This is a genomic window from Streptomyces sp. SAS_272 (genome assembly GCF_052543235.1).
In genome coordinates, this window is sequence record NZ_JBMNDR010000087.1 from 16,457 (window position 1) to 39,781 (window position 23,325).

The window sequence follows — 23,325 nt, forward strand, 5'->3', positions numbered from 1 at the left end:
CCGCTCGTTCAGCCCGCCGTCAGCGCGTGCGCTTCTTCGGGTCCGCCAGACCCGCCCGGCGCAGAGCGTCGGCCATCGCGCTGTTGGCCGGCGGCGGCGCCTGGCGTGAACCGCCGCCACCTCCGCCGCGCTGCCCGCCCTGCTGTCCGCCCTGTTGCCGCTGCTGCGGCGGTCGCCCGCCGCCGCGCTGCGGACGGCCCCCGCCGGAGGACTGCCCCTGACCGCCCTGCGCGGCCGCCTCGTCGTCGAGCCGGAGCGTCAGCGAGATCCGCTTGCGCGGGATGTCGACGTCGAGCACCTTCACCTTGACGATGTCGCCGGGCTTGACGACGTCGCGGGGGTCCTTGACGAACGTCTTCGACAGCGCGGAGACGTGGGCCAGTCCGTCCTGGTGGACGCCGATGTCGATGAACGCCCCGAAGGCCGCCACGTTCGTCACCACGCCCTCCAGGACCATCCCGGAGGTCAGGTCGGAGATCTTCTCCACGCCGTCCTTGAAGGTCGCCGTCTTGAACGCGGGCCGCGGGTCGCGCCCGGGCTTCTCCAGCTCCTTGAGGATGTCGGTGACGGTCGGCAGCCCGAACGTCTCGTCCACGAAGTCCGTCGGACGCAGGGAGCGCAGCACACCGGTGTTGCCGATGAGGGACGCCACCTCCTGACCGGAGGTCTTCACCATGCGCCGCACCACCGGGTACGCCTCGGGGTGCACGCTGGAGGAGTCCAGCGGGTCGGAGCCGCCGCGGATGCGCAGGAAGCCCGCGCACTGCTCGTAGGCCTTCGGGCCGAGCCGGGCCACCTTCTTCAGCTCGGAGCGGGAGGTGAAGGGCCCGTTGGCGTCCCGGTGCGCCACGATGTTCTCGGCGAGACCTGAGGAGATGCCGGACACGCGCGAGAGAAGCGGCGCCGAGGCCGTGTTGACGTCCACGCCGACGCCGTTCACGCAGTCCTCCACCACCGCGTCCAGCGAGCGCGACAGCTTCACCTCGGACAGGTCGTGCTGGTACTGGCCGACGCCGATCGACTTGGGGTCGATCTTCACCAGCTCGGCCAGCGGGTCCTGGAGCCGGCGGGCGATCGACACGGCGCCGCGCAGCGACACGTCCATGTCGGGCAGCTCCTGGGAGGCGAAGGCGGAGGCCGAGTACACGGAGGCGCCCGCCTCGGACACCATCACCTTGGTGAGCTGCAGCTCCGGGTGCTTCGTGATGAGTTCGCCGGCCAGCTTGTCGGTCTCGCGGGAGGCGGTGCCGTTGCCGATGGCGACCAGGTCGACGGCGTGCTCCTTCGCCAGCCGCGCGAGCTTGGCGATCGCCTCGTCCCACTTGTTCGCCGGGACGTGCGGGTAGATCACGTCCGTGGCGACGACCTTGCCGGTCGCGTCGACGACGGCGACCTTGACGCCCGTACGGAAGCCGGGGTCGAGGCCCAGCGTCGCGCGCGTGCCGGCCGGGGCGGCGAGCAGCAGGTCGCGGAGGTTGGCGGCGAAGACGTTCACGGCCTCGTCCTCGGCGGCCGTGCGCAGTCGCAGCCGCAGGTCGATGCCGAGGTGGACCAGGATGCGGGTGCGCCACGCCCAGCGGACCGTGTCGCTCAGCCACTTGTCGCCGGGGCGGCCGCGCTCGGCGATCTTGAACCGCGACGCGATGATGGGCTCGTACGAGGAGGGGCCGGGCTGCTCGGAGGGCTCCTCCGGCTCCAGGACGAGGTCGAGGACGTCCTCCTTCTCGCCGCGCAGCATCGCCAGGATCCGGTGCGAGGGCAGCGCGGTGAACGGCTCGGCGAAGTCGAAGTAGTCGGCGAACTTCGCGCCCGCCTCCTCCTTGCCCTCGCGCACCCTGGCCGCCAGCCGCCCGCGCGCCCACATGCGTTCGCGCAGCTCGCCGATCAGGTCGGCGTCCTCCGAGAACCGCTCGGTGAGGATCGCCCGCGCGCCGTCCAGCGCGGCCTGGGGGTCGGCGACGCCCCTGTCGGCGTCGACGAACGCGGCGGCGGCCGCGAGCGGGTCGACCGAGGCGTCCCCGAGCAGGCCCTCGGCGAGCGGCTCGAGGCCCGCCTCGCGCGCGATCTGCGCCTTGGTGCGCCGCTTGGGCTTGTACGGGAGGTAGATGTCCTCGAGGCGCGCCTTGGTCTGCGCGTCGCGGATCTGCGCCTCGAGGGCGTCGGTGAGCTTGCCCTGCTCGCGCACCGATTCCAGGACCGCCGACCGCCGTTCCTCCAGCTCCCGCAGGTAGCGAAGCCGCTCCTCGAGCGTGCGCAGCTGCGCGTCGTCGAGCATCTCGGTCGCTTCCTTGCGGTAGCGGGCGATGAAGGGCACCGTGGAGCCGCCGTCGAGCAGCTCCACGGCGGCCTTGACCTGCCGCTCCCGTACGCCGAGCTCCTCGGCGATCCTGCCTTCGATGGATCCTGCTTCGATGAACCCGGGTGCCGTCACGATCCCGTACCGCCTTCTCCGCTGAGGTTGCGCGGCAATTGTGGCAGGTGGCGCCGACAATCGGGGATCAGGGCGCGGTCATCGGGCCCTCGGCCGTCTCATCCCGACGTGCTCCAGGTGAAGTGCGGCTCCCGGCGCTGCAGGAACGCGGTGACGCCTTCCGCGGTGTCGCCGCTGCCGCGCGCCTGCGCGCTCCAGTGGGCGTCGCGGTCGGTGCGGCCGTCCGCGAACTCCTTGGCGGCGGCCTGGGTCAGCTGCGAGCGCGAGGTCAGCAGGCGGGTGAAGTCGGCGACCCGCTCGTCGAGCGCGTCCGCGGGGAGCACCTCGTCGACCAGTCCGGTGCGCAGGGCCCGCCCGGCGTCGATCAACTCGCCGGAGAACAAAAGGTACTTGGCGGTGGCGGGACCCACCAGGGACACCAGTCGCCGGGTGGCGGAGGACGGGTAGACGATCCCGAGCCGGGCCGGTGTCACCCCGAACAGCGCGCCCTCCTCGGCGAACCGCAGGTCGCAGGCGGCGGCGAGCTGGGCGCCGCCGCCGACGCAGTGCCCCCGCACGGCGGCCAGCGTGGGCTTAGGGAACGCCGCCAGGGCCTCCTCGGCCCGCACCGCCAGCGCCTGCGCCTCGTCCGGCGAGCCCTGCAGGGTGGAGATGTCGGCGCCCGCGCAGAAGGTGCCGCCCGCCCCCGTCAGCACCAGTGCCCGTACGGCGGGGTCGGCGGCCAGGGCGTCCAGCAGCGGGGGCAGCCCCGCCCACATCGCGGCCGTCATGGCGTTGCGCTTCGCAGGGTGGTGCAGGACGACGGTGGCGACCGCGTCCGTGACGCCGTGCAGCAGTTCGGGCTCCATGCCCCGGATGCTAGCCACCCGGCCCGTTCCATGATCGAGTGGGCCGACGGCGGCGACGGCGGCGACGGTGGCGATGAAGCGGTGGCGACGGCGGCCAAAGGCGTCAAAACGGGAAGAGCGTCGCCGCCGGACCCGTACGGCCCGAAGAGGGCGCGAAGGTGGCGTGAACGCGAAAGAAACGGTCCTACGGCCGCCCCGGTCTCCCGGATGCGGTCGGAAGCGCTCGAAAACTGCTGACTTCTGTTCAGTCATCCGAAGAGGAGCGCCTCGTTGCCAACATCTGGGATGTGGTGACAATCGAGCGCGAGGGCGGCGACCGGACGATGGACGATCACGGGCGCGGGCCCGACCCACGCCCAGAGGGCGGACCAGGCGCACTTCCCGAGCCCCCCGCGGAGGCCGTGCCGCGCCCGCTGCCCTACGAAGGCGTCTGGCGGTTCACCGCCTCCGCCGTGGACGCCTCGGTCCCGCAGGCCCGGCACGCGGTGCGCGACCTGCTGTACCGCCAGGGGGTGCCGCTCTCCGACGACCTGGCCCAGGGGCTCCTGCTGATCGTCTCCGAGCTGGTGACCAACGCCGTGCGGCATGCGGCCCTGCTGTCACCCGAGCTCGCGGTGGAGGTCGCCGTCGGAGCCGAGTGGGTGCGGGTCGCCGTGGAGGACGCCCACCCCTACCGCCCGACCGCCCTGGAAGCCGATCACGGCCGCACCGGCGGCCGGGGACTGCTCCTGGTGCGGGAGATCGCCAGGGAGGCGGGCGGGGTGTGCGACGTCGAGCACACGGCGGGCGGCGGCAAGGTGATCTGGGCCGCCCTGCCGCTCAAGCCCGTGCGCACGCGCTGACGCTCACCAGCCCGCCGAGGGGCCCGTCAGCTCGCGGACCGCGGGCCGTGCCGCGTCCAGGACGGTCATGAACCAGGAGGAGAACGGCTCCTTCGCGTGCCGTTCCGCCAGCTCGGCGGGGGTCACGAAGGCCGTGTCGCCGACCTCGTCCGCCTCCGGACGCAGCGGGGACTGCACCAGCCCGACGAACAGATGGTTGTACTCCTGCTCCACCAGGCCCGAGTCCGGGTCCGGATGGTTGTAGCGGACCGTGCCCGCCTCGGCGAGCAGCGACGGGGAGACGCCCAGCTCCTCGTGGGTGCGTCGGGCGGCCGCCGCGAACGGCGCCTCGTTCGGGTAGGGGTGGCCGCAGCAGGTGTTGGACCACACGCCGGGGGAGTGGTACTTGCCGAGCGCGCGCTGCTGGATCAGCAGCCGGCCCCGCTCGTCGAAGAGGAACACGGAGAACGCGCGGTGCAGCTGCCCGGGCGGCTGGTGGGCGGCGAGCTTCTCCGCGGTGCCGATCGTGACGCCGTTCTCGTCGACCAGCTCCAGCAAGATCGCTTCGGCGATCCCGTTCGACGAGTCGTGTGTCGCGGTGGCAGGTGTGATCGGCATACCCATCCTTAGCATCGGTCCTCGCGTCCCAGTCTGCCGCACTCGCCCGGTGCTCCCGGCCCTTCGCGGGAAAGCGCGCATGTCCCGCGCGCGTGTCCCGTCCGGCGCGGCGGGGGACCCGAAGGCGATCTTGCCCGGCGGCGGCTCCGCGGAATCGCATCGAACGTCTGTGCGTATCGGCTGGTGGGCCGCGCGGGGCGCTCAGTGGCAGAGCCGCGCCTCGTGTTCGGCGTGCCCGCTCGGCTCCAGCTGGAAGGTGCAGTGCTCCACGTCGAAGTGGTCTCCCAGACAGCCCTGGAGCTCGTGCAGCATCTTCTCGTGGCCGATCGCGTTCAGCGCCTCCGAGCTCACCACCACGTGCGCCGACAGCACCGGCATGCCGGAGGTGATCGTCCAGGCGTGCAGATCGTGCACGTCCTCCACTCCGTCCAGGGCGAGGATGTGGGACCGCACCTCGGCCATGTCGACGTCCTTGGGGGCCGACTCCAGCAGCACGTCGAGCGTCTCGCGCAGCAGTTTCACGGTCCTCGGCACGATCATCAGGCCGATGACCAGCGAGGCGATCGGGTCGGCGGTCTGCCACCCGGTGGTCAGGATCACCACCGCCGAGATCAGCACCGCCACCGAGCCCAGCGCGTCGGCGGCCACCTCCAGGAACGCCCCGCGCACGTTCAGGCTCTCCGCCTGGCCGCGCATCAGCAGGGTCAGCGAGACCATGTTCGCCGCCAGACCGATCGCGCCGAACCAGATCATCAGCCCGCCCTCGGTGGCGGCCGGCGTGAAGAACCGCTGGACCGCCTCGTACAGGACGTAGCCGCCCACGCCGAGCAGCAGCAGACAGTTGGCGAGGGCGGCCAGGATCTCGGCGCGGGCGAGCCCGAAGGTGCGGTTCGCGCTCGGCGGCCGGCCCGCGAAGTGGATGGCGAGCAGCGCCATGCCGAGACCCAGCGCGTCCGTCGCCATGTGCGCCGCGTCCGCGACCAGCGCCAGGGAGTCCGCGAGCACCCCGCCGACGATCTCCACCACCATCACGCCGAGCGTGATCGCCAGAGCGCCGCGCAGCCTGCCGCGGTACGCCGCAGCGGCCGTGCCGGTGGGCGGCACGTGCGCGTGCGTGTGGCCGTGATCGTGCCCAGCCCCCATGGATACAGCCTTCCTGTGGTCCGTGCGTGTGCTGCCCGGGCTCACAGTCAACTACGGGTGGGGGGTATCCGGCAACGCGGCATTGAACACCGTTGTCATGTGCCCTGACCTGCGGAAACGAAGCGGCAGGTCAGGACAGCTGCACCGGTGTCAGGGGCGGTGCAGCCGCCAGCCCTGCCACGCCGACTCGACCATCTCGCGTACCCCTCGCCGCGCCGTCCAGCCCAGTTCCCGGGCCGCCAGTTCCGCCGCGGCCACCGCGCGCGGCGCGTCCCCGGGCCTGCGCCCCTCGACGAGGGCCGGGCGGGCGTCGCCGGTGACCTCGCCGATGAGGGTGACCAGCTCGCGCACCGAGACGCCCTCGCCCCGGCCGATGTTGACCGTCAGGTCGCCCGTCGCGTCCGGCGCGCTGAGCCGCCGGGCCGCCGCGAGATGGGCTTCGGCCAGGTCCGCCACGTGGATGTAGTCCCGCACGCAGGTCCCGTCCGGCGTCGGGTAGTCGGCGCCGAAGATCCGCGGGGCCTCGCCGCGGGTGAGCCGGTCGAAGACCATCGGGACGACGTTGAAGATCCCGGTGTCGGCCAGCTCGGGCGCGGCCGCCCCGGCCACGTTGAAGTAGCGCAGGCACGTCGTCGCGATGCCGTGCGCCTGTCCCGCCGCCCGCACCAGCCACTCTCCTGCGAGCTTGGTCTCGCCGTACGGGTTCACCGGCGCGCACGGGGTGTCCTCGGTGATGAGGTCCACATCGGGATTGCCGTAGACGGCTGCGGAGGAGGAGAACAGGAACCGCCGGATCCCGGCCTCGGCGACCGCCTCGAGCAGCGTGGCGAGACCGCCCACGTTGTCCCGGTAGTAGCGGGTGGGCTGCGCCACCGACTCGCCGACCTGCTTGTGCGCGGCCAGGTGCACCACACCGGTCACGGCGTGCTCCGCGAGGGTCTTCCTGAGCAGGTCGGCGTCGAGTGCCGAGCCTCTGACGAGCGGGACGTCCGCCCCGAGCCGGGCGGTGACGCCGGACGAGAGGTCGTCCAGCACGACGACCCTTTCCCCGGCCCCCGTCACGGCCCGCGCCACATGTGCCCCAATGTATCCGGCTCCGCCGGTGATCAGCCACGTCATGCCTGTGACCCTATGCCGACCGCGGTGAGGGGCCGGCCCTGGGCGATATCCGGGATGTCGGTTCCGGGGGCCGCGGTTTGTCGGCCGGGCCGCCGATCACCCATGATGATCTCGGCGAAGGCCGGTTCCACCGGGGGACGGTGGCGCCGGGGACCGTGTCGGCCGTGCCGCAACGGCCGGTGAACGCGGCCTTCCCGGCATCCGATAGCCTCTGCCGACATGCCGCCCGCCTGGTGCGGCGCCGGTGAGGTCGCCGGTGCAGCCAAGGGGCGCCCCCCATCGTTCATGACCGGCGTGAACCGCGCCGGACCCAGGGAGTGAGTTCGGTTGTCGACCGCCATCCTCACCGGCTCGCCGGTCCCCGGATCGTCGATCGAGGGCGACCTGCGGTCCCTCGGCTTCGACGTCCTGACCGCCTCCGACGCCGGTGACGCCGAAACGCTCCTCGCCGCCGTCCCCGGCGACCAGCGCGTCGCCGTCGTGGACGCCCGTTTCGTCGGCCACGAGCACGCGCTGCGCCTCGGGCTCACCGACCCCCGCTTCCCGCTCGCCGCGATCCCGGGCGCGCTGACCGCGCAGCCGGCCGGCCGGCAGGCCCTGACCCGCGCGATGGCCCGCGAGAACTCCGCGAGCGGCGGCACCCTGCTGGCCGTCGAGAGCCTCGCCGACCGTGTGGTCGCCGCCCTCGACGCCGACGGCGCCGGGGTGCACCGCCCCGAGCTGGGCAGCCTGGTCGCGCAGGTCCCCGTCGACCCGCAGACCCGCAACGAGGCACGGCAGGCGGTGGCCGCCCTGGACGACGAGGCGGTGCGCCTGAAGTCGGCCGTCAAGGCCCGCGACGGCTTCTTCACCACGTACTTCATCAGCCCGTACTCCCGCTACATCGCCCGCTGGTGCGCCCGCCGCGGCCTCACCCCGAACCAGGTCACGACCGCCTCGCTGATCACCGCGCTGATCGCGGCGGGCTGCGCGGCCACCGGCACCCGCGGCGGGTTCGTCGCGGCCGGCGTCCTGCTGATCGCCTCGTTCGTCCTGGACTGCACCGACGGCCAGCTCGCACGCTACTCCCTGCAGTACTCCACCCTGGGCGCCTGGCTCGACGCCACCTTCGACCGGGCCAAGGAGTACGCCTACTACGCGGGCCTCGCCCTGGGAGCGGCCCGCGGCGGCGACGACGTGTGGGCGCTCGCGCTGGGAGCCATGGTCCTGCAGACCTGCCGGCACGTCGTGGACTTCTCCTTCAACGAGGCCAACCACGACGCCACCGCCAACACCAGCCCCACCGCCGCCCTCTCCGACAAGCTCGACAGCGTCGGCTGGACGGTCTGGGTGCGGCGGATGATAGTTCTGCCCATCGGCGAACGATGGGCCATGATCGCCGTGCTGACCGCGGCCACCACCCCCCGCATCACCTTCTACGCGCTGCTGATCGGCTGCGCCTTCGCGGCGACGTACACGACCGCGGGCCGCGTCCTGCGCTCGCTGACCCGCAAGGCCAGGCGGACGGACCGGGCGGCGCAGGCGCTGGCGGACCTCGCGGACAGCGGGCCGCTGACCGAGGCGCTGGTCCGCTTCCTTCCCGGCAAGCCCCGGCGCACGGCGCCCCTCAGCGCCGCCGTCGGCGCCGTCCTGGTCACTCTCGGGGCCTGGATGTGGGGCCCGAGCTGGTGGGTCGTGCTGATGGCCGGCGCGTACGCGCTGGCGTCCGCCGAGGCCGTCACCCATCCCCTGAAGGGCGCCCTCGACTGGCTGATCCCCCCGCTGTTCCGCGCCGCCGAGTACGGCACGGTCCTGATCCTCGCGGCCCGGGCCGACGTGGACGGAGCGCTTCCTGCGGCTTTCGGGCTGGTCGCCGCCGTCGCCTACCATCACTACGACACGGTGTACCGCATCCGCGGCGACGCCGGAGCGCCGCCGGCCTGGCTGGTGCGCACCGTCGGGGGGCAGGAGGGGCGGACGCTGCTCGTGGCCGTGCTGGCCACGCTGCTCACCGCTTCGCAGTTCACGGTCGCGCTCACGGTCCTCGCCGCGGCCGTCGCCGTGCTGGTGCTCCTCGAGAGCATCCGCTTCTGGGTGGCCGCCCACAAGGGCGGCGCTCCCGCCGTACACGATGAAGGAGAACCCGCATGATCGGCCTCGTGCTGGCGGCCGGCGCCGGACGGCGTCTGCGCCCCTACACCGACAGCCTGCCCAAGGCGCTGGTGCCGGTGGGGCCCGCGGGCATAGAAGGCGAGCCCACGGTCCTCGACCTGACGCTCGGCAACTTCGCCGAGATCGGACTGACCGAGGTCGCGGTCATCGTCGGCTACCGCAAGGAGGCCGTGTACGCGCGCAAGGCGGCGCTGGAGGCGAAGTACGGCCTCAAGCTCACCCTCATCGACAACGACAAGGCCGAGGAGTGGAACAACGCGTACTCCCTGTGGTGCGGTCGTGACGCCCTCAAGGACGGCGTGATCCTCGCCAACGGCGACACCGTGCACCCGGTCTCCGTCGAGCGGACGCTGCTGGCCGCCCGCGGCGAGGGCAAGAAGATCATCCTCGCGCTGGACACCGTGAAGTCCCTCGCGGACGAGGAGATGAAGGTCGTCGTCGACCCCGAGAAGGGCATGACGAAGATCACCAAGCTGATGGACCCGGCCGAGGCGACAGGCGAGTACATCGGCGTCACCCTCATCGAGGGCGACGCGGCGCCCGAACTGGCCGACGCCCTGAAGACCGTGTGGGAGACCGACCCGCAGCAGTTCTACGAGCACGGGTACCAGGAACTGGTGAACCGCGGCTTCCGTATCGACGTGGCGCCGATCGGCGACGTCAAGTGGGTGGAGATCGACAACCACGCCGATCTCGCCCGTGGACGGGAGATCGCGTGCCAGTACTGACCCGGCTGATCCCCTCACCGGTGGTCGTGGACATCCGCCCGGGCGCCCTCGACGACCTGGTCGGGGTCCTCGCCGACGAGCGCATCTCGCACTCGGGCAAGCTCGCGATCGCCGTCAGCGGCGGCTCGGGCGCCCGGCTGCGCGAGCGCCTCACCCCGGCCCTGCCCGGAGCCACCTGGTACGAGGTGGGCGGCGGCACCCTCGACGACGCCGTCCAGCTGGCCGGCGACATAAAGGCCGGCCACTACGACGCCGTCGTGGGCCTGGGCGGCGGCAAGATCATCGACTGCGCCAAGTTCGCCGCGGCGCGGGTGGGCCTGCCGCTGGTCGCCGTGCCGACGAACCTCGCGCACGACGGCCTGTGCTCGCCGGTCGCCACGCTCGACAACGACGCGGGGCGCGGCTCCTACGGCGTGCCGAACCCGATCGCGGTCGTCATCGACCTGGACGTCATCCGCGAGGCGCCGGTGCGGTTCGTGCGCGCCGGCATCGGCGACGCGGTGTCCAACATCTCGGCGATCGCCGACTGGGAGCTCGCCCACCAGGTCAAGGGCGAGAAGATCGACGGTCTCGCGGCCGCGATCGCCCGGCAGGCCGGCGAGGCCGTGCTGCGGCACCCGGGCGGCATCGGCGACACCGGCTTCCTCCAGGTGCTGGCCGAGGCGCTGGTGCTCAGCGGCATCGCGATGTCGGTGTCGGGCGACTCCCGCCCCTCCTCCGGCGCGTGCCACGAGATCAACCACGCCTTCGACCTGCTCTTCCCCCGGCGGGCCGCGGCCCACGGGGAGCAGTGCGGACTCGGCGCGGCCTTCGCGATGTACCTGCGCGGAGCCCACGAGGAGTCGGCCTACATGGCCCAGGTGCTGCGGCGGCACGGACTGCCCGTCCTGCCGCAGGACATCGGCTTCACGGTGGACGAGTTCGTCCGCGCCGTGGGGTTCGCTCCCGAGACCCGGCCCGGCCGCTACACGATCCTCGAACACCTCGACCTCAAGCCCGACCAGATCAAGGACGTCTACACCGAATATGTCAAGGCCATCGGTAGCTGAACTCAGACCGGTCGTCCACCCCCCGGGGGTGAAGGACCGGCGCAGCGGTGAGCACTGGATGGGACGCCTCTACATGCGTGAGGTGTCCCTGCGGGTGGACCGCTACCTGGTGAACACCAGGGTCACGCCCAACCAGCTCACGTATCTGATGACCGTCTTCGGGGTGCTCGCGGCCCCGGCCCTGCTGGTGCCGGGGATCACGGGCGCCGTGCTCGGCGTGGTCTGCGTCCAGATGTACCTGCTGCTGGACTGCGTGGACGGCGAGATCGCGCGCTGGAAGAAGCAGTACTCGCTGGCCGGGGTCTACCTGGACCGCGTCGGCGCCTACCTGACCGACGCGGCGGTGCTCGTCGGCTTCGGTCTGCGCGCCGCCGATCTGTGGGGCAGCGGGCGCATCGACTGGCTGTGGGCCTTCCTCGGCACGCTGGCCGCGCTCGGCGCGATCCTGATCAAGGCGGAGACCGACCTCGTCGGCGTCGCCCGTCATCAGGGCGGGATGCCGCCGGTCAAGGAGGCGGCGTCCGAGCCGCGTTCCTCCGGCATGGCGCTGGCCCGCCGGGCCGCCTCGGCGCTCCAGTTCCACCGGCTGATCCTCGGCATCGAGGCGTCCCTGCTCATCCTGGTCCTGGCCGTCGCCGACCAGATGCGCGGCGACCTGTTCTTCTCCCGGCTCGGCGTGGCCGTGCTGGCCGGCATCGCGCTCCTGCAGACGCTGCTGCACCTGGTGTCCATCCTCGCCTCGAGCAGGCTCAAGTGAGCGCGGCGACGAAGGTCGGCGCGGTCGTCATCACCATGGGCAACCGCCCCGACGAGCTGCGGGCCCTGCTCGACTCGGTCGCCAAGCAGGACGGCGACCGGGTGGAGGTGGTCGTGGTCGGCAACGGCGCGCCCGTCCCGGACGTCCCCGAGGGCGTCCGGACGGTCGAGCTGCCCGAGAACCTCGGCATCCCCGGCGGCCGCAACGTCGGCATCGAGGCCTTCGGGCCCGGCGGCCGCGACGTCGACGTCCTGCTGTTCCTGGACGACGACGGCCTGCTGGCCCACACGGACACGGCCGAGCTGTGCCGCCGGGCCTTCGACGCCGATCCGGAACTGGGCATCATCAGCTTCCGGATCGCCGACCCGGACACCGGCGTCACCCAGCGCCGCCACGTGCCCCGGCTGCGTGCCTCCGACCCGATGCGCTCGTCCCGGGTCACCACCTTCCTCGGCGGCGCGAACGCCGTCCGCACGAAGGTGCTCGCGCAGGTCGGCGGTCTCCCCGGCGAGTTCTTCTACGCCCATGAGGAGACCGACCTGGCGTGGCGGGCGCTCGACGCGGGCTGGATGATCGACTACCGGTCGGACATGGTGCTGTACCACCCGACGACCGCGCCCTCGCGGCACGCGGTGTACCACCGCATGGTGGCCCGCAACCGGGTGTGGCTGGCACGCAGGAACCTTCCCGCCCCACTGGTCCCGGTCTACCTCGGGGTCTGGATGCTGCTCACGCTGGTCCGCCGCCCCTCGCGGCCGGCCCTGAAGGCGTGGTTCGGCGGTTTCCGGGAGGGCTGGAGCACTCCCTGCGGGCCGCGCAGGCCCATGAAGTGGCGTACGGTGTGGCGGCTGACCCGACTGGGCCGGCCTCCGGTGATCTGACAAGCTCGTCCCTGAGGGCCCCGGGACGTACCGCGGCCCCCGGCTCATGCGGGCCCCCTCAAGGCCGCGCATCCCGAAGACGAAGGTTTCCTACCTGTGAGTGAGACAACGCATGACGTCGGAGTCGCCGTGAGCGCGCTTCCGTCGCCCGACGAGGGCCTCACGGCGGCGCAGCTGGCAGCCAGGTACGGGCTGGCCGTGAGCGGCGCCCGGCCCCCGCTGCGGGAGTACGTGCGCCAGCTGTGGGGGCGCCGTCACTTCATCCTGGCGTTCTCCCGGGCGAAGCTGGCCGCGCAGTACAGCCAGGCCAAGCTGGGCCAACTGTGGCAGGTGGCCACGCCCTTGCTGAACGCGGCCGTGTACTTCATGATCTTCGGCCTCCTCCTGAACGCCAGCCGCGGGATGCCCAAGGACGTGTACATCCCGTTCCTGGTCACGGGCGTCTTCGTGTTCACCTTCACGCAGACCTCGGTGATGAGCGGCGTCCGGGCGATCTCCGGCAACCTCGGCCTGGTGCGCGCGCTGCACTTCCCGCGCGCCTCGCTGCCGATCTCCTTCGCGCTGCAGCAGCTCCAGCAACTGCTGTACTCGATGCTGGTGCTGTTCGCCGTGGTGATCGGCATGGGCAGCTACCCGGACCTGTCCTGGGCGCTGATCGTCCCGGTGCTGGTCCTGCAGTTCTGCTTCAACACCGGTCTGGCGCTGGTGTTCGCGCGGGCCGGCGCCAAGACCCCCGACCTGGCGCAGCTGATGCCGTTCGTGATGCGGACGTGGATGTACGCCTCCGGCGTGATGTTCTCCATCCCCGTCTTCCTCGCGGACAAGCCGCAGTGGGTGGCGAACGTGCTCCAGTGGAACCCCGCCGCCATCTACATGGACCTCATGCGCTTCGCGCTCATCGAGGAGTACGGCGCGGAGAACCTGCCCGACCACGTGTGGGCGGTCGCGGGCGGCTGGGCGGTCCTCATGGCCGTCGGCGGCTTCGTGTACTTCTGGAAGGCGGAGGAGAGGTACGGCCGTGGTTGATCCGCTTCCGGGAGAGCAGGCGGGACGCAGGGTCCCGACGGTCATCGCCGACGAGGTCCACATCGTCTACCGCGTCAACGGCGCCAAGAGCGGGAAGGGCAGCGCCACCGCCGCCCTCAGCCGTATCGTCAAACGCGGTGAGGAACGCGGCGTGCGCAAGGTGCACGCGGTGCGCGGCGTCTCCTTCGTCGCCCACCGGGGCGAGGCCATCGGCCTGATCGGCTCCAACGGCTCGGGCAAGTCCACGCTGCTGCGCGCCATCGCCGGGCTGCTGCCGCCGGAGAGCGGCAAGGTCTACACCGACGGACAGCCCTCGCTGCTCGGCGTCAACGCCGCGATGATGAACGACCTCACCGGTGAACGCAACGTCACCCTGGGCGGTCTGGCCATGGGCATGTCCCGTGAGGAGATCAGGGACCGCTACCAGGGGATCGTCGACTTCTCGGGCATCAACGAGAAGGGCGACTTCATCAGCCTGCCGATGCGCACCTACTCCTCCGGCATGCAGGCCCGGCTGCGGTTCTCCATCGCCGCGGCCAAGGACCACGACGTCCTGATGATCGACGAGGCCCTCGCCACCGGTGACGCCAAGTTCCGCAGGCGCTCCGAGGCGCGGGTGCGGGAGCTGCGGGAGCAGGCCGGCACGGTGTTCCTGGTCAGCCACAGCAACCAGTCGATCAGGGACACCTGCGACCGGGTGCTCTGGCTGGAACGCGGTGAACTGCGCCTGGACGGGCCGACCGAAGAGGTCCTGCGGGAGTACGAGAAGTTCTCGGGCAAGTAGGCCGTTCCGCCGGGGCCCCGCCGGAACTGTCCGGCGGGGCCCCGCGTCTGCAAAGGAAGCGTCAACTCCCGCTCGCGCAAGGAATCTTGACGCCAATCGGTGTGTTGTTGTGATGTGCAGAACACCCCCTGCGCACCTTGCGGCGTTGTACAACGTAAGCTGGACCGGTCCCGAAACGCGTCAAGTGGGGCGATAACGCTCAGCGCCCATGGCCGAAGCCCGCGCCGACGTGCGGGCGGCGTGTCCGAAATAGTGTGTATTGGGTCGGCAGTGTAGAACGGGAGATGTGACGGCATTGGCTACGGAAACTCCCCAGCTCAGCGCAGGCCGCGCCGTTTCCGCAGCGGGCGGCCGGGGATGACGGCGTCCGCCGCGCCAGACGTCGGCGACCCGGTGGACGGCACGCTGGACAAGGCCGCGCACGAGAACTTCCCCGTGGCCCCCTTCTTCCTGCCCCGGGCCTGGCGCGAGGACCTCATGGCGGTGTACGGCTTCGCCCGTCTCGTCGACGACATCGGCGACGGAGACCTCGCGCAGGGAGGCGCCGACGCCCGGCTGCTCGGCGTGCCGGCCGCCGAGGCCGAGGACCGCATGGTCCTGCTGGACGCGTTCGAGGCCGATCTGCGCCGGGTCTTCGACGGCACGCCCCGGCATCCCCTGCTGCGCCGCCTCCAGCCGGCCGTCCGTCGCCGCGCGCTCGGTCCGGAGCCCTTCCTCGGCCTGATCGCCGCCAACCGGCAGGACCAGCTCGTCACCCGCTACGAGACCTACGACGACCTCCTCGCCTACTGCGAGCTGTCCGCCAATCCCGTGGGCCGCCTGGTCCTCGCCGTCACCGGCGCCTCGAGCCCCGAGCGGATCCGCCTCTCCGACTCCATCTGCACCGCACTGCAGATCGTCGAACACCTGCAGGACGTGGCCGAGGACCTCGGCCGCGACCGTGTCTACCTGCCCGCCGCGGACATGAAGCGCTTCCACGTCCAGGAAGCCGATCTCGCCGCGGCGACCGCGGGCGCGTCGGTGCGCGCACTGGTCGCGTACGAGGCGCAACGCGCCGGCGATCTGCTGAATGAAGGCGCCCCCTTGGTGGGTAGCGTCCACGGCAGGCTGAGACTGCTGCTCGCGGGGTTCGTGGCGGGAGGAAGGGCGGCGATCCGAGCGATCGCCGCCGCCGAATACGACGTACTTCCCGGCCCGCCCAAGCCCGGCAAGCTCCAGTTGCTGCGCGAGGTGGGCGTGACCCTGCGAGGAGAGGGGTGATCCGGACCGTGGAGTCGTCCGTGCACGCGTCCGCACCGGTACTCGCCGCCTACAGCTACTGCGAGACCGTCACCGGACAGCAGGCCCGCAACTTCGCGTACGGGATCCGGCTGCTGCCCACGCCCGAACGCCGCGCGATGTCGGCGCTCTACGCCTTCTCGCGCCGCGTCGACGACATCGGCGACGGCGCGCTGGACGGCGACGTCAAGAGCGCCCGGCTCGAGGACACCCGGGCGCTGCTCACCCGTATCCGCGCGGGCGGGATCGAGGAGGACGACACCGACCCCGTCGCGGTCGCCCTCGCGCACGCGGCCCGGGCCTTCCCGATCCCGCTGGGCGGCCTGGACGAACTGATCGACGGCGTGCTGATGGACGTGCGCGGCGAGACGTACGAGACCTGGGACGACCTGAAGGTGTACTGCCGCTGTGTGGCGGGCGCCATCGGGCGGCTCTCGCTGGGCGTGTTCGGCACCCAGCCGGGGGCGCGCGGAGCCGAGCGCGCGCCGGAGTACGCCGACACGCTCGGGCTCGCACTCCAGCTCACGAACATCCTCAGAGACGTCCGCGAGGACGCGGCGGGCGGCCGGACCTATCTGCCCGCCGACGACCTCGCCAAGTTCGGCTGCTCGGCCGGGTTCGACGGGCCGAAGCCGCCGGAGGGCTCCGACTTCGCGGGTCTCGTCCACTTCGAGGTGCGGCGCGCCCGCGCCCTGTTCGCCGAGGGCTACCGGCTGCTGCCGATGCTCGACCGGCGCAGCGGCGCCTGCGTCGCCGCCATGGCCGGCATCTACCGCCGCCTCCTCGACCGCATCGAGCGCGACCCCGAGGCCGTGCTGCGCGGCCGCGTCTCGCTGCCCGGGCGGGAGAAGGCCTATGTCGCGGTGCGCGGCCTGTCGGGCCTGGACGCCCGGCACGTGTCGCGACGGAGCGTCAGGAGGCACGCCTGATGGACGTGCCGGGCGACGACGTGGGCCACGGTGACGCCACCGGGGAAAAGCGGTGCGCAACCCTCCGGTGCGGCGCGGCGTCCCTGACTGCGACGGCCTGCGGTGCAGCATTCAAGCACCATGGCCGGCCTGCACGGGAGGGTGCACGATGAACGACGAGCAGCTGGCGGACGCCGCGCAGGCGCCCGAACCTCCGGGGCGCACCGCCGTCGTCGTCGGGGGCGGGCTGGCCGGAGTCACCGCCGCGCTCGCGCTCGCCGACGCGGGCGTGCGCGTCACCCTGCTCGAGGGGCGGCCCCGGCTCGGCGGCCTCGCCTTCTCCTTCCGGCGCGGCGAGCTGACCGTCGACAACGGACAGCACGTCTACCTGCGCTGCTGCACCGCCTACCGGTGGTTCCTCGACCGCATCGACGCCGGCGCGCTGGCGCCGCTGCAGAATCGTCTCGATGTGCCCGTCGTCGACGTCGACAAGCCCGAGGGACGGCGGCTCGGCAGACTGCGCCGCGACGCGCTGCCGGTGCCCCTGCACCTGGGGCGCAGCCTCGCCGCGTATCCGCACCTCTCGCTCGCCGAACGTGCCAGGGTGGGCCGCGCGGCGCTCGCGCTGAAGGGGCTCGACCTCGCCGATCCGGCCCTGGACGCGCAGGACTTCGGCAGCTGGCTGACCGCGCACGGACAGTCGGCGCGCGCCGTCGAGGCCCTGTGGGACCTGGTCGGGGTCGCCACCCTCAACGCGGTCGCGGGCGACTGCTCGCTGGGGCTCGCCGCGATGGTGTTCAAGACCGGCCTGCTGTCCGACCCGGGCGCGGCCGACATCGGCTGGGCGCATGTCCCGCTGGGCGAGCTGCACGACCGGCTGGCCCGCAGGGCGCTCGACTCCGCGGGCGTGCGCACCGAGGTCCGTACCCGCGTCACCTCGCTCGCTCCCGACGACGACGGCGCCTGGCGCGTGCAGATTCCCGGCGGGACGCTCCGCGCGGACGCCGTCGTGCTCGCCGTGCCCCAGCGCGAGGCGTACGACCTGCTGCCCGCCGGAGCGCTCCACGACGCCGGGCGACTGCTCGAGATCGGCACCGCGCCCATCCTCAACGTGCACGTCGTCTACGACCGCAAGGTGCTCGACACGCCCTTCTTCGCTGCCCTCGGCACCTCCGTGCAGTGGGTGTTCGACCGCACCCACGCCTCCGGGCTGCGCGAGGGCCAGTACCTCGCCCTCTCCCAGTCCGCCGCACAGGACGAGATCGACGAGCCCGTCGCCGCCCTGCGCGAGCGCTATCTGCCCGAGCTGCGACGGCTGCTGCCGGGCGCGCGCCGCGCCGAGGTGAAGGACTTCTTCGTGACCAGGGAGCGGACCGCCACGTTCGCCCCCGCCCCCGGCGTCGGACGGCTCCGCCCCGGCGCCCGCACCGAAGCCCCCGGCCTGTACCTGGCCGGAGCGTGGACCGCCACAGGGTGGCCCGCGACCATGGAGGGTGCGGTCCGCAGCGGCGTGAGCGCGGCGGACGCCGCGCTCGGCGCCCTGGGCCGGCCCCGACCCCGTCGCCTCTTCGCGTTCGAGGAGGCGGCCCACTGCATCGTCCCGGGGGGCGACCCCGACACCTTCGGCCCAGTGCCGGAGGGAACCGGCGTACCCCTGCGAGGTGGAACCCGGTGACGTTCGATCAGCACGGCTCGGCACACCCCCGCACCCCCTCCGGTACCGCGACAAGAGGAGAATCTGTGCCCACTGTGCCCCTGGCCACGTCGGCCGCCCGGCGGACCGCGGTGGACGTGACCGCGCTCCTGGAACGCGGCCGCACCCTGGCCACACCGGTGCTGCGGGCGGCCGTCGACCGTCTGGCGCCGCCCATGGACACGGTCGCCGCCTACCACTTCGGCTGGATCGACGCCCAGGGCAACCCGACCGACGGAGACGGCGGCAAGGCGGTGCGTCCCGCGCTCGCCGTGCTGTCCGCGGAGGTCGCCGGGGCCGCTCCCGAGACAGGCGTCCCCGGCGCCGTCGCCGTGGAGCTGGTCCACAACTTCTCGCTCCTGCACGACGACCTGATGGACGGCGACGAACAGCGCCGGCACCGCGACACCGTCTGGAAGGTGCACGGCCCCGCCCAGGCCATCCTGGTCGGCGACGCCCTGTTCGCCCTCGCCAACGAGATCCTGCTGGAGCTCGGCACCGTCGAGGCCGGCCGTGCCACGCGCCGGCTGACCACCGCCACGCGCGCCCTCATCGACGGCCAGGCCCAGGACATCTCCTACGAGCACCGCGACCGCGTCAGCGTCGAGGAGTGCCTGGAGATGGAGGGCAACAAGACCGGCGCCCTGCTGGCCTGCGCCAGCTCGATCGGCGCGGTGCTCGGCGGCGCCGACGAGCGCACCGCGGACACCCTGGAGAAGTACGGCCACCACCTCGGCCTCGCCTTCCAGGCCGTCGACGACCTCCTCGGCATCTGGGGCGACCCGGAGGCCACCGGCAAGCAGACCTGGAGCGATCTGCGCCAGCGCAAGAAGTCGCTGCCCGTGGTGGCCGCCCTCGCCGCGGGCGGCCCCGCCTCCGAGCGGCTCGGCGAGATCCTCGCCGCGGACGCCAAGAGCAGCGACTTCGACAACTTCTCCGAGGAGGAGTTCGCAGCCCGGGCCGCCCTGATCGAGGAGGCGGGCGGCCGTGAGTGGACCGCCGGGGAGGCACGCCGGCAGCACGCGGTCGCCATCGAGGCCCTGAACGCCGTGGACATGCCCGAGCCGGTGCGGGAGCGGTTCACGGCGCTCGCCGACTTCGTCGTCGTACGAAAGAGATGATCACTATCGGTCGAATAGCCCTCGCGTAGTCGCCGGCCGGTGTGCGAGGAGAGAGAGCACCGGCCGACGGCGGACCCACAGCAGACGCAACGACATGCACACTGCACGAAGGGGAAGCCATGACAGCGACGACCGACGGAAGCACCGGGGCGGCTCTGCCGCCCCGCGCTGCCGCGGCCAGCGAAACAGCCCTCACCATCCCCGTGGCGGCCGGGGTACAAGAAGCCGCCGCACGCGCCACGCAACGCGCCACCGACTTCCTGCTCGCCCGGCAGGACGCCGAGGGCTGGTGGAAGGGCGACCTCGAGACGAACGTCACGATGGACGCCGAGGATCTGCTGCTCCGCCAGTTCCTGGGCATCCGCGACGAGGCCACCACCCGGGCCACCGCGCTCTTCGTCCGCGGCGAGCAGCGCGAGGACGGCACCTGGGCCACCTTCTACGGCGGGCCGCCCGACCTCTCCGCGACCGTCGAGGCGTACGTCGCCCTGCGGCTGGCCGGCGACGAACCCGACGCGCCCCACATGGCCCGGGCCGCCGCCTGGATCCGCGGCCAGGGGGGCATCGCGGCCGCCCGCGTCTTCACCCGGATCTGGCTGGCCCTGTTCGGCTGGTGGAAGTGGGAGGACCTGCCCGAACTGCCGCCCGAGCTCTTGTTCTTCCCCAAATGGTTTCCGCTGAGCATCTACAACTTCGGCTGCTGGGCCCGCCAGACGATCGTGCCGCTCACCGTCGTCTCGGCGAAGCGCCCGGTGCGCCCGGCGCCCTTCCCGCTCGACGAGCTGCACACCGATCCCGCCGACCCCTGTCCGCCCAGACCCCTTGCCCCCGTCAATAGTTGGGACGGTCTCTTCCAGCGGCTCGACAAGGTGGTGCGCGGGTACCGGACGGTCGCGGTGCGCAGGCTGCGCAAGGCGGCTTTGAACTCCGCCGCCCGGTGGATCGTCGAGCGCCAGGAGAACGACGGTTGCTGGGGCGGGATCCAGCCGCCCGCCGTGTACTCGGTCATCGCCCTGCACCTGCTCGGTTACGACTTCGGGCATCCCGTGATGCGGGCCGGGCTGCAGTCGCTCGACCGGTACGCGGTGTGGCGCGAGGACGGCGCCCGGATGATCGAGGCCTGCCAGTCGCCGGTGTGGGACACCTGCCTGGCGACGATCGCGCTGGCCGACGCGGGAGTGCCCGCCGACCATCCGCAACTGGTCAAGGCCGCCGACTGGATGCTCGGCGAGCAGGTCGTACGCCCTGGCGACTGGTCGGTGCGACGGCCTCAACTGCCGCCCGGAGGATGGGCGTTCGAGTTCCACAACGACAACTACCCGGACATCGACGACACCGCGGAAGTGGTGCTCGCCCTGCGCCGGGTCGCGCACCACGACCCGGAGCGGATGGACCGGGCCATCGCCCGGGGTGTGCGCTGGAACCTCGGGATGCAGTCGAAGAACGGCGCGTGGGGCGCCTTCGACGTCGACAACACCAGCCCGTTCCCCGACCGGCTGCCGTTCTGCGACTTCGGCGAGGTCATCGACCCGCCGTCCGCCGACGTCACCGCCCACGTGGTCGAGATGCTGGCCGTCGAGGGGCTCTCGCACGACCCGCGCACCCGGCGCGGCATCACCTGGCTGCTGGCCGAACAGGAGCCGGAGGGTTCGTGGTTCGGGCGCTGGGGCGTCAACTACATCTACGGCACCGGGTCGGTGGTGCCCGCGCTCACCGCGGCCGGGCTGTCCCCACGGCATCCCGCGATCCGCCGGGCGGTGGCCTGGCTGGAACGGGTGCAGAACGACGACGGCGGCTGGGGCGAGGACCTGCGCTCCTACCGGGACCCCGCCCGCTGGAGCGGCCGGGGCGCCTCGACCGCCTCGCAGACGGCCTGGGCCCTGATGGCGCTGCTGGCGGCGGGGGAGCGGGGCTCCGAGGCCGTCGAACGCGGTGTCGCCTGGCTGGCGGCGACTCAGCGGGAGGACGGCTCCTGGGACGAGCCGTACTTCACCGGCACCGGATTCCCCTGGGACTTCTCGATCAACTACCACCTCTACCGGCAGGTCTTCCCGCTGACCGCGCTGGGCCGGTACCTGCACGGAGAGCCCTTCGGCAAGAAGCCCGCCCCGCACGCGGCGTCCACCGAGGCCGAGGGGAGCTGATGAACGCACAGCCCGTCCCGGCCCCGCTGCTGATCGCCTGCGCGCTCGGCATCGAGCACCTCGCCCTGCGCCTGGGCGACCGCAGCGGGGCCGACGGGCCGGTCACCGTCCTGCGGACGGGCATGGGCCCCAAGGCGGCGGAACGCTCCGTCACCCGGGTGCTGGCCGACCCGGTGCTCGGCGGGGCGGTCGTGCTGGCCACCGGCTTCTGCGCCGGTCTCGCCCCCGGCATGCACCCCGGCGACCTGGTCGTCGCCGAGGAGACCCGGGACCCGCGCGGCCGGGTGCCCTGCGTCGGCGCCGACCTGCTGGTCAAGGAGCTCGTGCGCATCCTGCCGGGCCGCACCGTGCACACCGGCCCGCTCACCGGCTCCGACCACGTGGTGCGCGGACACGAGCGGGCCGACCTGCGTGCGACGGGCGCGATCGCGGTCGACATGGAGTCGGCGTCCACGCTCTGGAGCGCCGTGCGGGCCGAACCGCGCCCGGTTGCGGCCGTACGGGTGGTCGTGGACGCTCCGGAACATGAACTCGTCCGGATCGGCACGGTGCGCGGTGGAATATCGGCTTTCCGCGTCCTTCGTTCAGTGCTGCCTGCTTTTTTCGAATGGCACCGTAATGTTCTGCTCCCCCGGAGGTGAGCCACATGGCCATGCCGCTGCGCCAGTCCATCAAGGTCGCTACATACCTGGCTGAACAGAAGCTCCGCAAGCGGGACAAGTTCCCGCTCATCGTCGAGCTGGAACCCCTCTTCGCCTGCAACCTCAAGTGCGAGGGCTGCGGCAAGATCCAGCACCCGGCGGGAGTGCTCAAACAGCGCATGCCGGTCGCCCAGGCCGTCGGCGCCGTGCTGGAGTCCGGTGCGCCGATGGTGTCCATCGCGGGCGGCGAGCCCCTGATGCACCCTCAGATCGACGAGATCGTCCGCCAGTTGGTGGCGAAGAGGAAGTACGTCTTCCTCTGCACCAACGCCATGCTGCTGCGCAAGAAGATGGAGAAGTTCACGCCCTCTCCCTACTTCGCCTTCGCCGTGCACATCGACGGCCTGCGCGAGCGGCACGACGAGTCGGTGGCGAAGGAGGGCGTCTTCGACGAGGCCGTGGCCGCCATCAAGGAGGCCAAGCGGCGCGGCTTCCGGGTGACCACCAACTCGACCTTCTTCAACACCGACACCCCGCAGACCATCGTCGAGGTCCTCAACTTCCTCAACGACGACCTCAAGGTCGACGAGATGATGATCTCGCCCGCCTACGCCTACGAGAAGGCGCCCGACCAGGAGCACTTCCTGGGGGTGGAGCAGACCCGCGAACTGTTCAAGAAGGCATTCTCGGGCGGCAACCGGCGTCGCTGGCGGCTCAACCACTCGCCGCTGTTCCTCGACTTCCTCGAGGGCAAGGTCGACTTCCCGTGCACCGCGTGGGCCATCCCGAACTACTCGCTGTTCGGCTGGCAGCGCCCCTGCTACCTGATGAGCGACGGATACGTGCCCACGTACCGCGAACTCATCGAGGAGACCGACTGGGACAAGTACGGCCGCGGCAAGGACCCGCGCTGCGCCAACTGCATGGCGCACTGCGGCTACGAGCCGACCGCCGTCCTCGCCACCATGGGGTCGCTGAAGGAGTCCCTGCGCGCGATGCGCGAGACCGTCAACGGAAACCGGGAGTGAGGCGATGACCGCCGTCGACCTGGGCGTCCCCGGGATGCCGGTCCGGCCGGTGGCGCCGCGCCGCAGGAGCCGGCAGATCCAGGTCGGCTCAGTGGCGGTGGGCGGAGACGCCCCGGTGTCGGTGCAGTCGATGACGACGACGCGTACGTCGGACAT

Annotated in this window: 21 protein-coding genes and 1 pseudogene; 17 read left to right on the top strand and 5 right to left on the bottom strand. The window is 72.0% G+C overall.

Translation table 11 applies throughout. The features are described 5' to 3' along the window. Nucleotides 1-19 precede the first annotated feature (19 nt). Both ACN6LD_RS34445 and ACN6LD_RS34450 read right to left on the bottom strand, forming a co-directional pair. Nucleotides 20-2,431: a Tex family protein gene (locus ACN6LD_RS34445; RefSeq protein ID WP_445045222.1), complete on the bottom strand. Its 2,412-nt coding sequence runs from the start codon at nucleotides 2,429-2,431 to the stop codon at nucleotides 20-22. 98 nt (nucleotides 2,432-2,529) lie between these two features. Then, on the bottom strand, nucleotides 2,530-3,279 hold the full coding sequence (locus ACN6LD_RS34450) for an enoyl-CoA hydratase/isomerase family protein (protein ID WP_319189597.1): 750 nt from the start codon (nucleotides 3,277-3,279) through the stop codon (nucleotides 2,530-2,532). A gap of 323 nt (nucleotides 3,280-3,602) precedes the next feature. Between ACN6LD_RS34450 and ACN6LD_RS34455 the strand changes: the two genes are divergently transcribed. Continuing rightward, nucleotides 3,603-4,121: an ATP-binding protein gene (locus ACN6LD_RS34455; RefSeq protein WP_319189630.1), complete on the top strand. Its 519-nt coding sequence runs from the start codon at nucleotides 3,603-3,605 to the stop codon at nucleotides 4,119-4,121. Between the two features lie 3 nt (nucleotides 4,122-4,124). Here ACN6LD_RS34455 and idi read toward each other — a convergent pair whose 3' ends face one another. The 3 genes from idi to galE form a co-directional block, all read right to left on the bottom strand. Continuing rightward, nucleotides 4,125-4,718, bottom strand: coding sequence for an isopentenyl-diphosphate Delta-isomerase (gene idi / locus ACN6LD_RS34460; RefSeq protein ID WP_057582734.1), 594 nt, complete (start codon nucleotides 4,716-4,718; stop codon nucleotides 4,125-4,127). A gap of 201 nt (nucleotides 4,719-4,919) precedes the next feature. Beyond that, on the bottom strand, nucleotides 4,920-5,861 hold the full coding sequence (locus ACN6LD_RS34465) for a cation diffusion facilitator family transporter (RefSeq protein WP_266725369.1): 942 nt from the start codon (nucleotides 5,859-5,861) through the stop codon (nucleotides 4,920-4,922). Between the two features lie 150 nt (nucleotides 5,862-6,011). Then, a complete protein-coding gene (gene galE / locus ACN6LD_RS34470) occupies nucleotides 6,012-6,980 on the bottom strand; it encodes a UDP-glucose 4-epimerase GalE (RefSeq protein WP_319189602.1) in 969 nt (322 codons plus the stop codon). Between the two features lie 327 nt (nucleotides 6,981-7,307). Between galE and ACN6LD_RS34475 the strand changes: the two genes are divergently transcribed. The 16 genes and pseudogenes from ACN6LD_RS34475 to ACN6LD_RS34550 form a co-directional block, all read left to right on the top strand. Next, nucleotides 7,308-9,110, top strand: coding sequence for a DUF5941 domain-containing protein (locus tag ACN6LD_RS34475; RefSeq protein ID WP_445045223.1), 1,803 nt, complete (start codon nucleotides 7,308-7,310; stop codon nucleotides 9,108-9,110). After that, nucleotides 9,107-9,859 carry a phosphocholine cytidylyltransferase family protein gene (locus tag ACN6LD_RS34480; protein ID WP_445045224.1) on the top strand — a complete coding sequence of 251 codons (753 nt, stop codon included), beginning with the start codon at nucleotides 9,107-9,109 and terminating at the stop codon, nucleotides 9,857-9,859. Before ACN6LD_RS34475 ends, ACN6LD_RS34480 begins: the two co-directional genes overlap by 4 nt. After that, the gene (locus ACN6LD_RS34485) at nucleotides 9,847-10,908 is read left to right on the top strand and encodes an iron-containing alcohol dehydrogenase family protein (protein ID WP_057582729.1); all 1,062 of its coding nucleotides are present in this window, start codon (nucleotides 9,847-9,849) and stop codon (nucleotides 10,906-10,908) included. The genes ACN6LD_RS34480 and ACN6LD_RS34485 overlap by 13 nt, the downstream gene beginning before the upstream one ends. After that, nucleotides 10,886-11,665 carry a CDP-alcohol phosphatidyltransferase family protein gene (locus tag ACN6LD_RS34490; RefSeq protein ID WP_319189609.1) on the top strand — a complete coding sequence of 260 codons (780 nt, stop codon included), beginning with the start codon at nucleotides 10,886-10,888 and terminating at the stop codon, nucleotides 11,663-11,665. The genes ACN6LD_RS34485 and ACN6LD_RS34490 overlap by 23 nt, the downstream gene beginning before the upstream one ends. Then, nucleotides 11,662-12,546, top strand: a complete 885-nt coding sequence (locus ACN6LD_RS34495) for a glycosyltransferase family 2 protein (RefSeq protein WP_319189611.1) — start codon at nucleotides 11,662-11,664, stop codon at nucleotides 12,544-12,546. The genes ACN6LD_RS34490 and ACN6LD_RS34495 overlap by 4 nt, the downstream gene beginning before the upstream one ends. 96 nt (nucleotides 12,547-12,642) lie before the next feature. Next, nucleotides 12,643-13,572 (top strand): ABC transporter permease, encoded by a 930-nt coding sequence (locus ACN6LD_RS34500; RefSeq protein WP_319189613.1) that lies wholly within the window; start codon nucleotides 12,643-12,645, stop codon nucleotides 13,570-13,572. Next, complete coding sequence (locus ACN6LD_RS34505) at nucleotides 13,565-14,356, top strand: ABC transporter ATP-binding protein (RefSeq protein WP_319189616.1); 792 nt, start codon at nucleotides 13,565-13,567, stop codon at nucleotides 14,354-14,356. The genes ACN6LD_RS34500 and ACN6LD_RS34505 overlap by 8 nt, the downstream gene beginning before the upstream one ends. 357 nt (nucleotides 14,357-14,713) lie before the next feature. Further along, the gene (gene hpnC, locus ACN6LD_RS34510) at nucleotides 14,714-15,616 is read left to right on the top strand and encodes a squalene synthase HpnC (RefSeq protein WP_319189618.1); all 903 of its coding nucleotides are present in this window, start codon (nucleotides 14,714-14,716) and stop codon (nucleotides 15,614-15,616) included. Further along, nucleotides 15,613-16,563, top strand: a complete 951-nt coding sequence (gene hpnD / locus ACN6LD_RS34515; RefSeq protein ID WP_319189620.1) for a presqualene diphosphate synthase HpnD — start codon at nucleotides 15,613-15,615, stop codon at nucleotides 16,561-16,563. The genes hpnC and hpnD overlap by 4 nt, the downstream gene beginning before the upstream one ends. After that, the gene (locus ACN6LD_RS34520; protein ID WP_415924862.1) at nucleotides 16,563-16,715 is read left to right on the top strand and encodes a DUF6380 family protein; all 153 of its coding nucleotides are present in this window, start codon (nucleotides 16,563-16,565) and stop codon (nucleotides 16,713-16,715) included. Before hpnD ends, ACN6LD_RS34520 begins: the two co-directional genes overlap by 1 nt. After that, complete coding sequence (gene hpnE, locus ACN6LD_RS34525; protein ID WP_415924863.1) at nucleotides 16,712-18,217, top strand: hydroxysqualene dehydroxylase HpnE; 1,506 nt, start codon at nucleotides 16,712-16,714, stop codon at nucleotides 18,215-18,217. Before ACN6LD_RS34520 ends, hpnE begins: the two co-directional genes overlap by 4 nt. A gap of 74 nt (nucleotides 18,218-18,291) precedes the next feature. Next, nucleotides 18,292-19,356, top strand: a complete 1,065-nt coding sequence (locus ACN6LD_RS34530; protein ID WP_445045226.1) for a polyprenyl synthetase family protein — start codon at nucleotides 18,292-18,294, stop codon at nucleotides 19,354-19,356. 119 nt (nucleotides 19,357-19,475) lie between these two features. Beyond that, entirely contained in the window at nucleotides 19,476-21,500 is a 2,025-nt protein-coding gene (gene shc / locus ACN6LD_RS34535; protein ID WP_319189622.1) for a squalene--hopene cyclase, read from the top strand. Further along, on the top strand, nucleotides 21,500-22,141 hold the full coding sequence (locus ACN6LD_RS34540; RefSeq protein WP_319189624.1) for a phosphorylase family protein: 642 nt from the start codon (nucleotides 21,500-21,502) through the stop codon (nucleotides 22,139-22,141). Before shc ends, ACN6LD_RS34540 begins: the two co-directional genes overlap by 1 nt. A gap of 5 nt (nucleotides 22,142-22,146) precedes the next feature. After that, nucleotides 22,147-23,169, top strand: a complete 1,023-nt coding sequence (hpnH, locus tag ACN6LD_RS34545) for an adenosyl-hopene transferase HpnH (RefSeq protein WP_445045225.1) — start codon at nucleotides 22,147-22,149, stop codon at nucleotides 23,167-23,169. Nucleotides 23,170-23,173: 4 nt separating this feature from the next. Further along, nucleotides 23,174-23,325 (top strand): annotated as a pseudogene (locus ACN6LD_RS34550) (flavodoxin-dependent (E)-4-hydroxy-3-methylbut-2-enyl-diphosphate synthase); the annotation flags it as partial.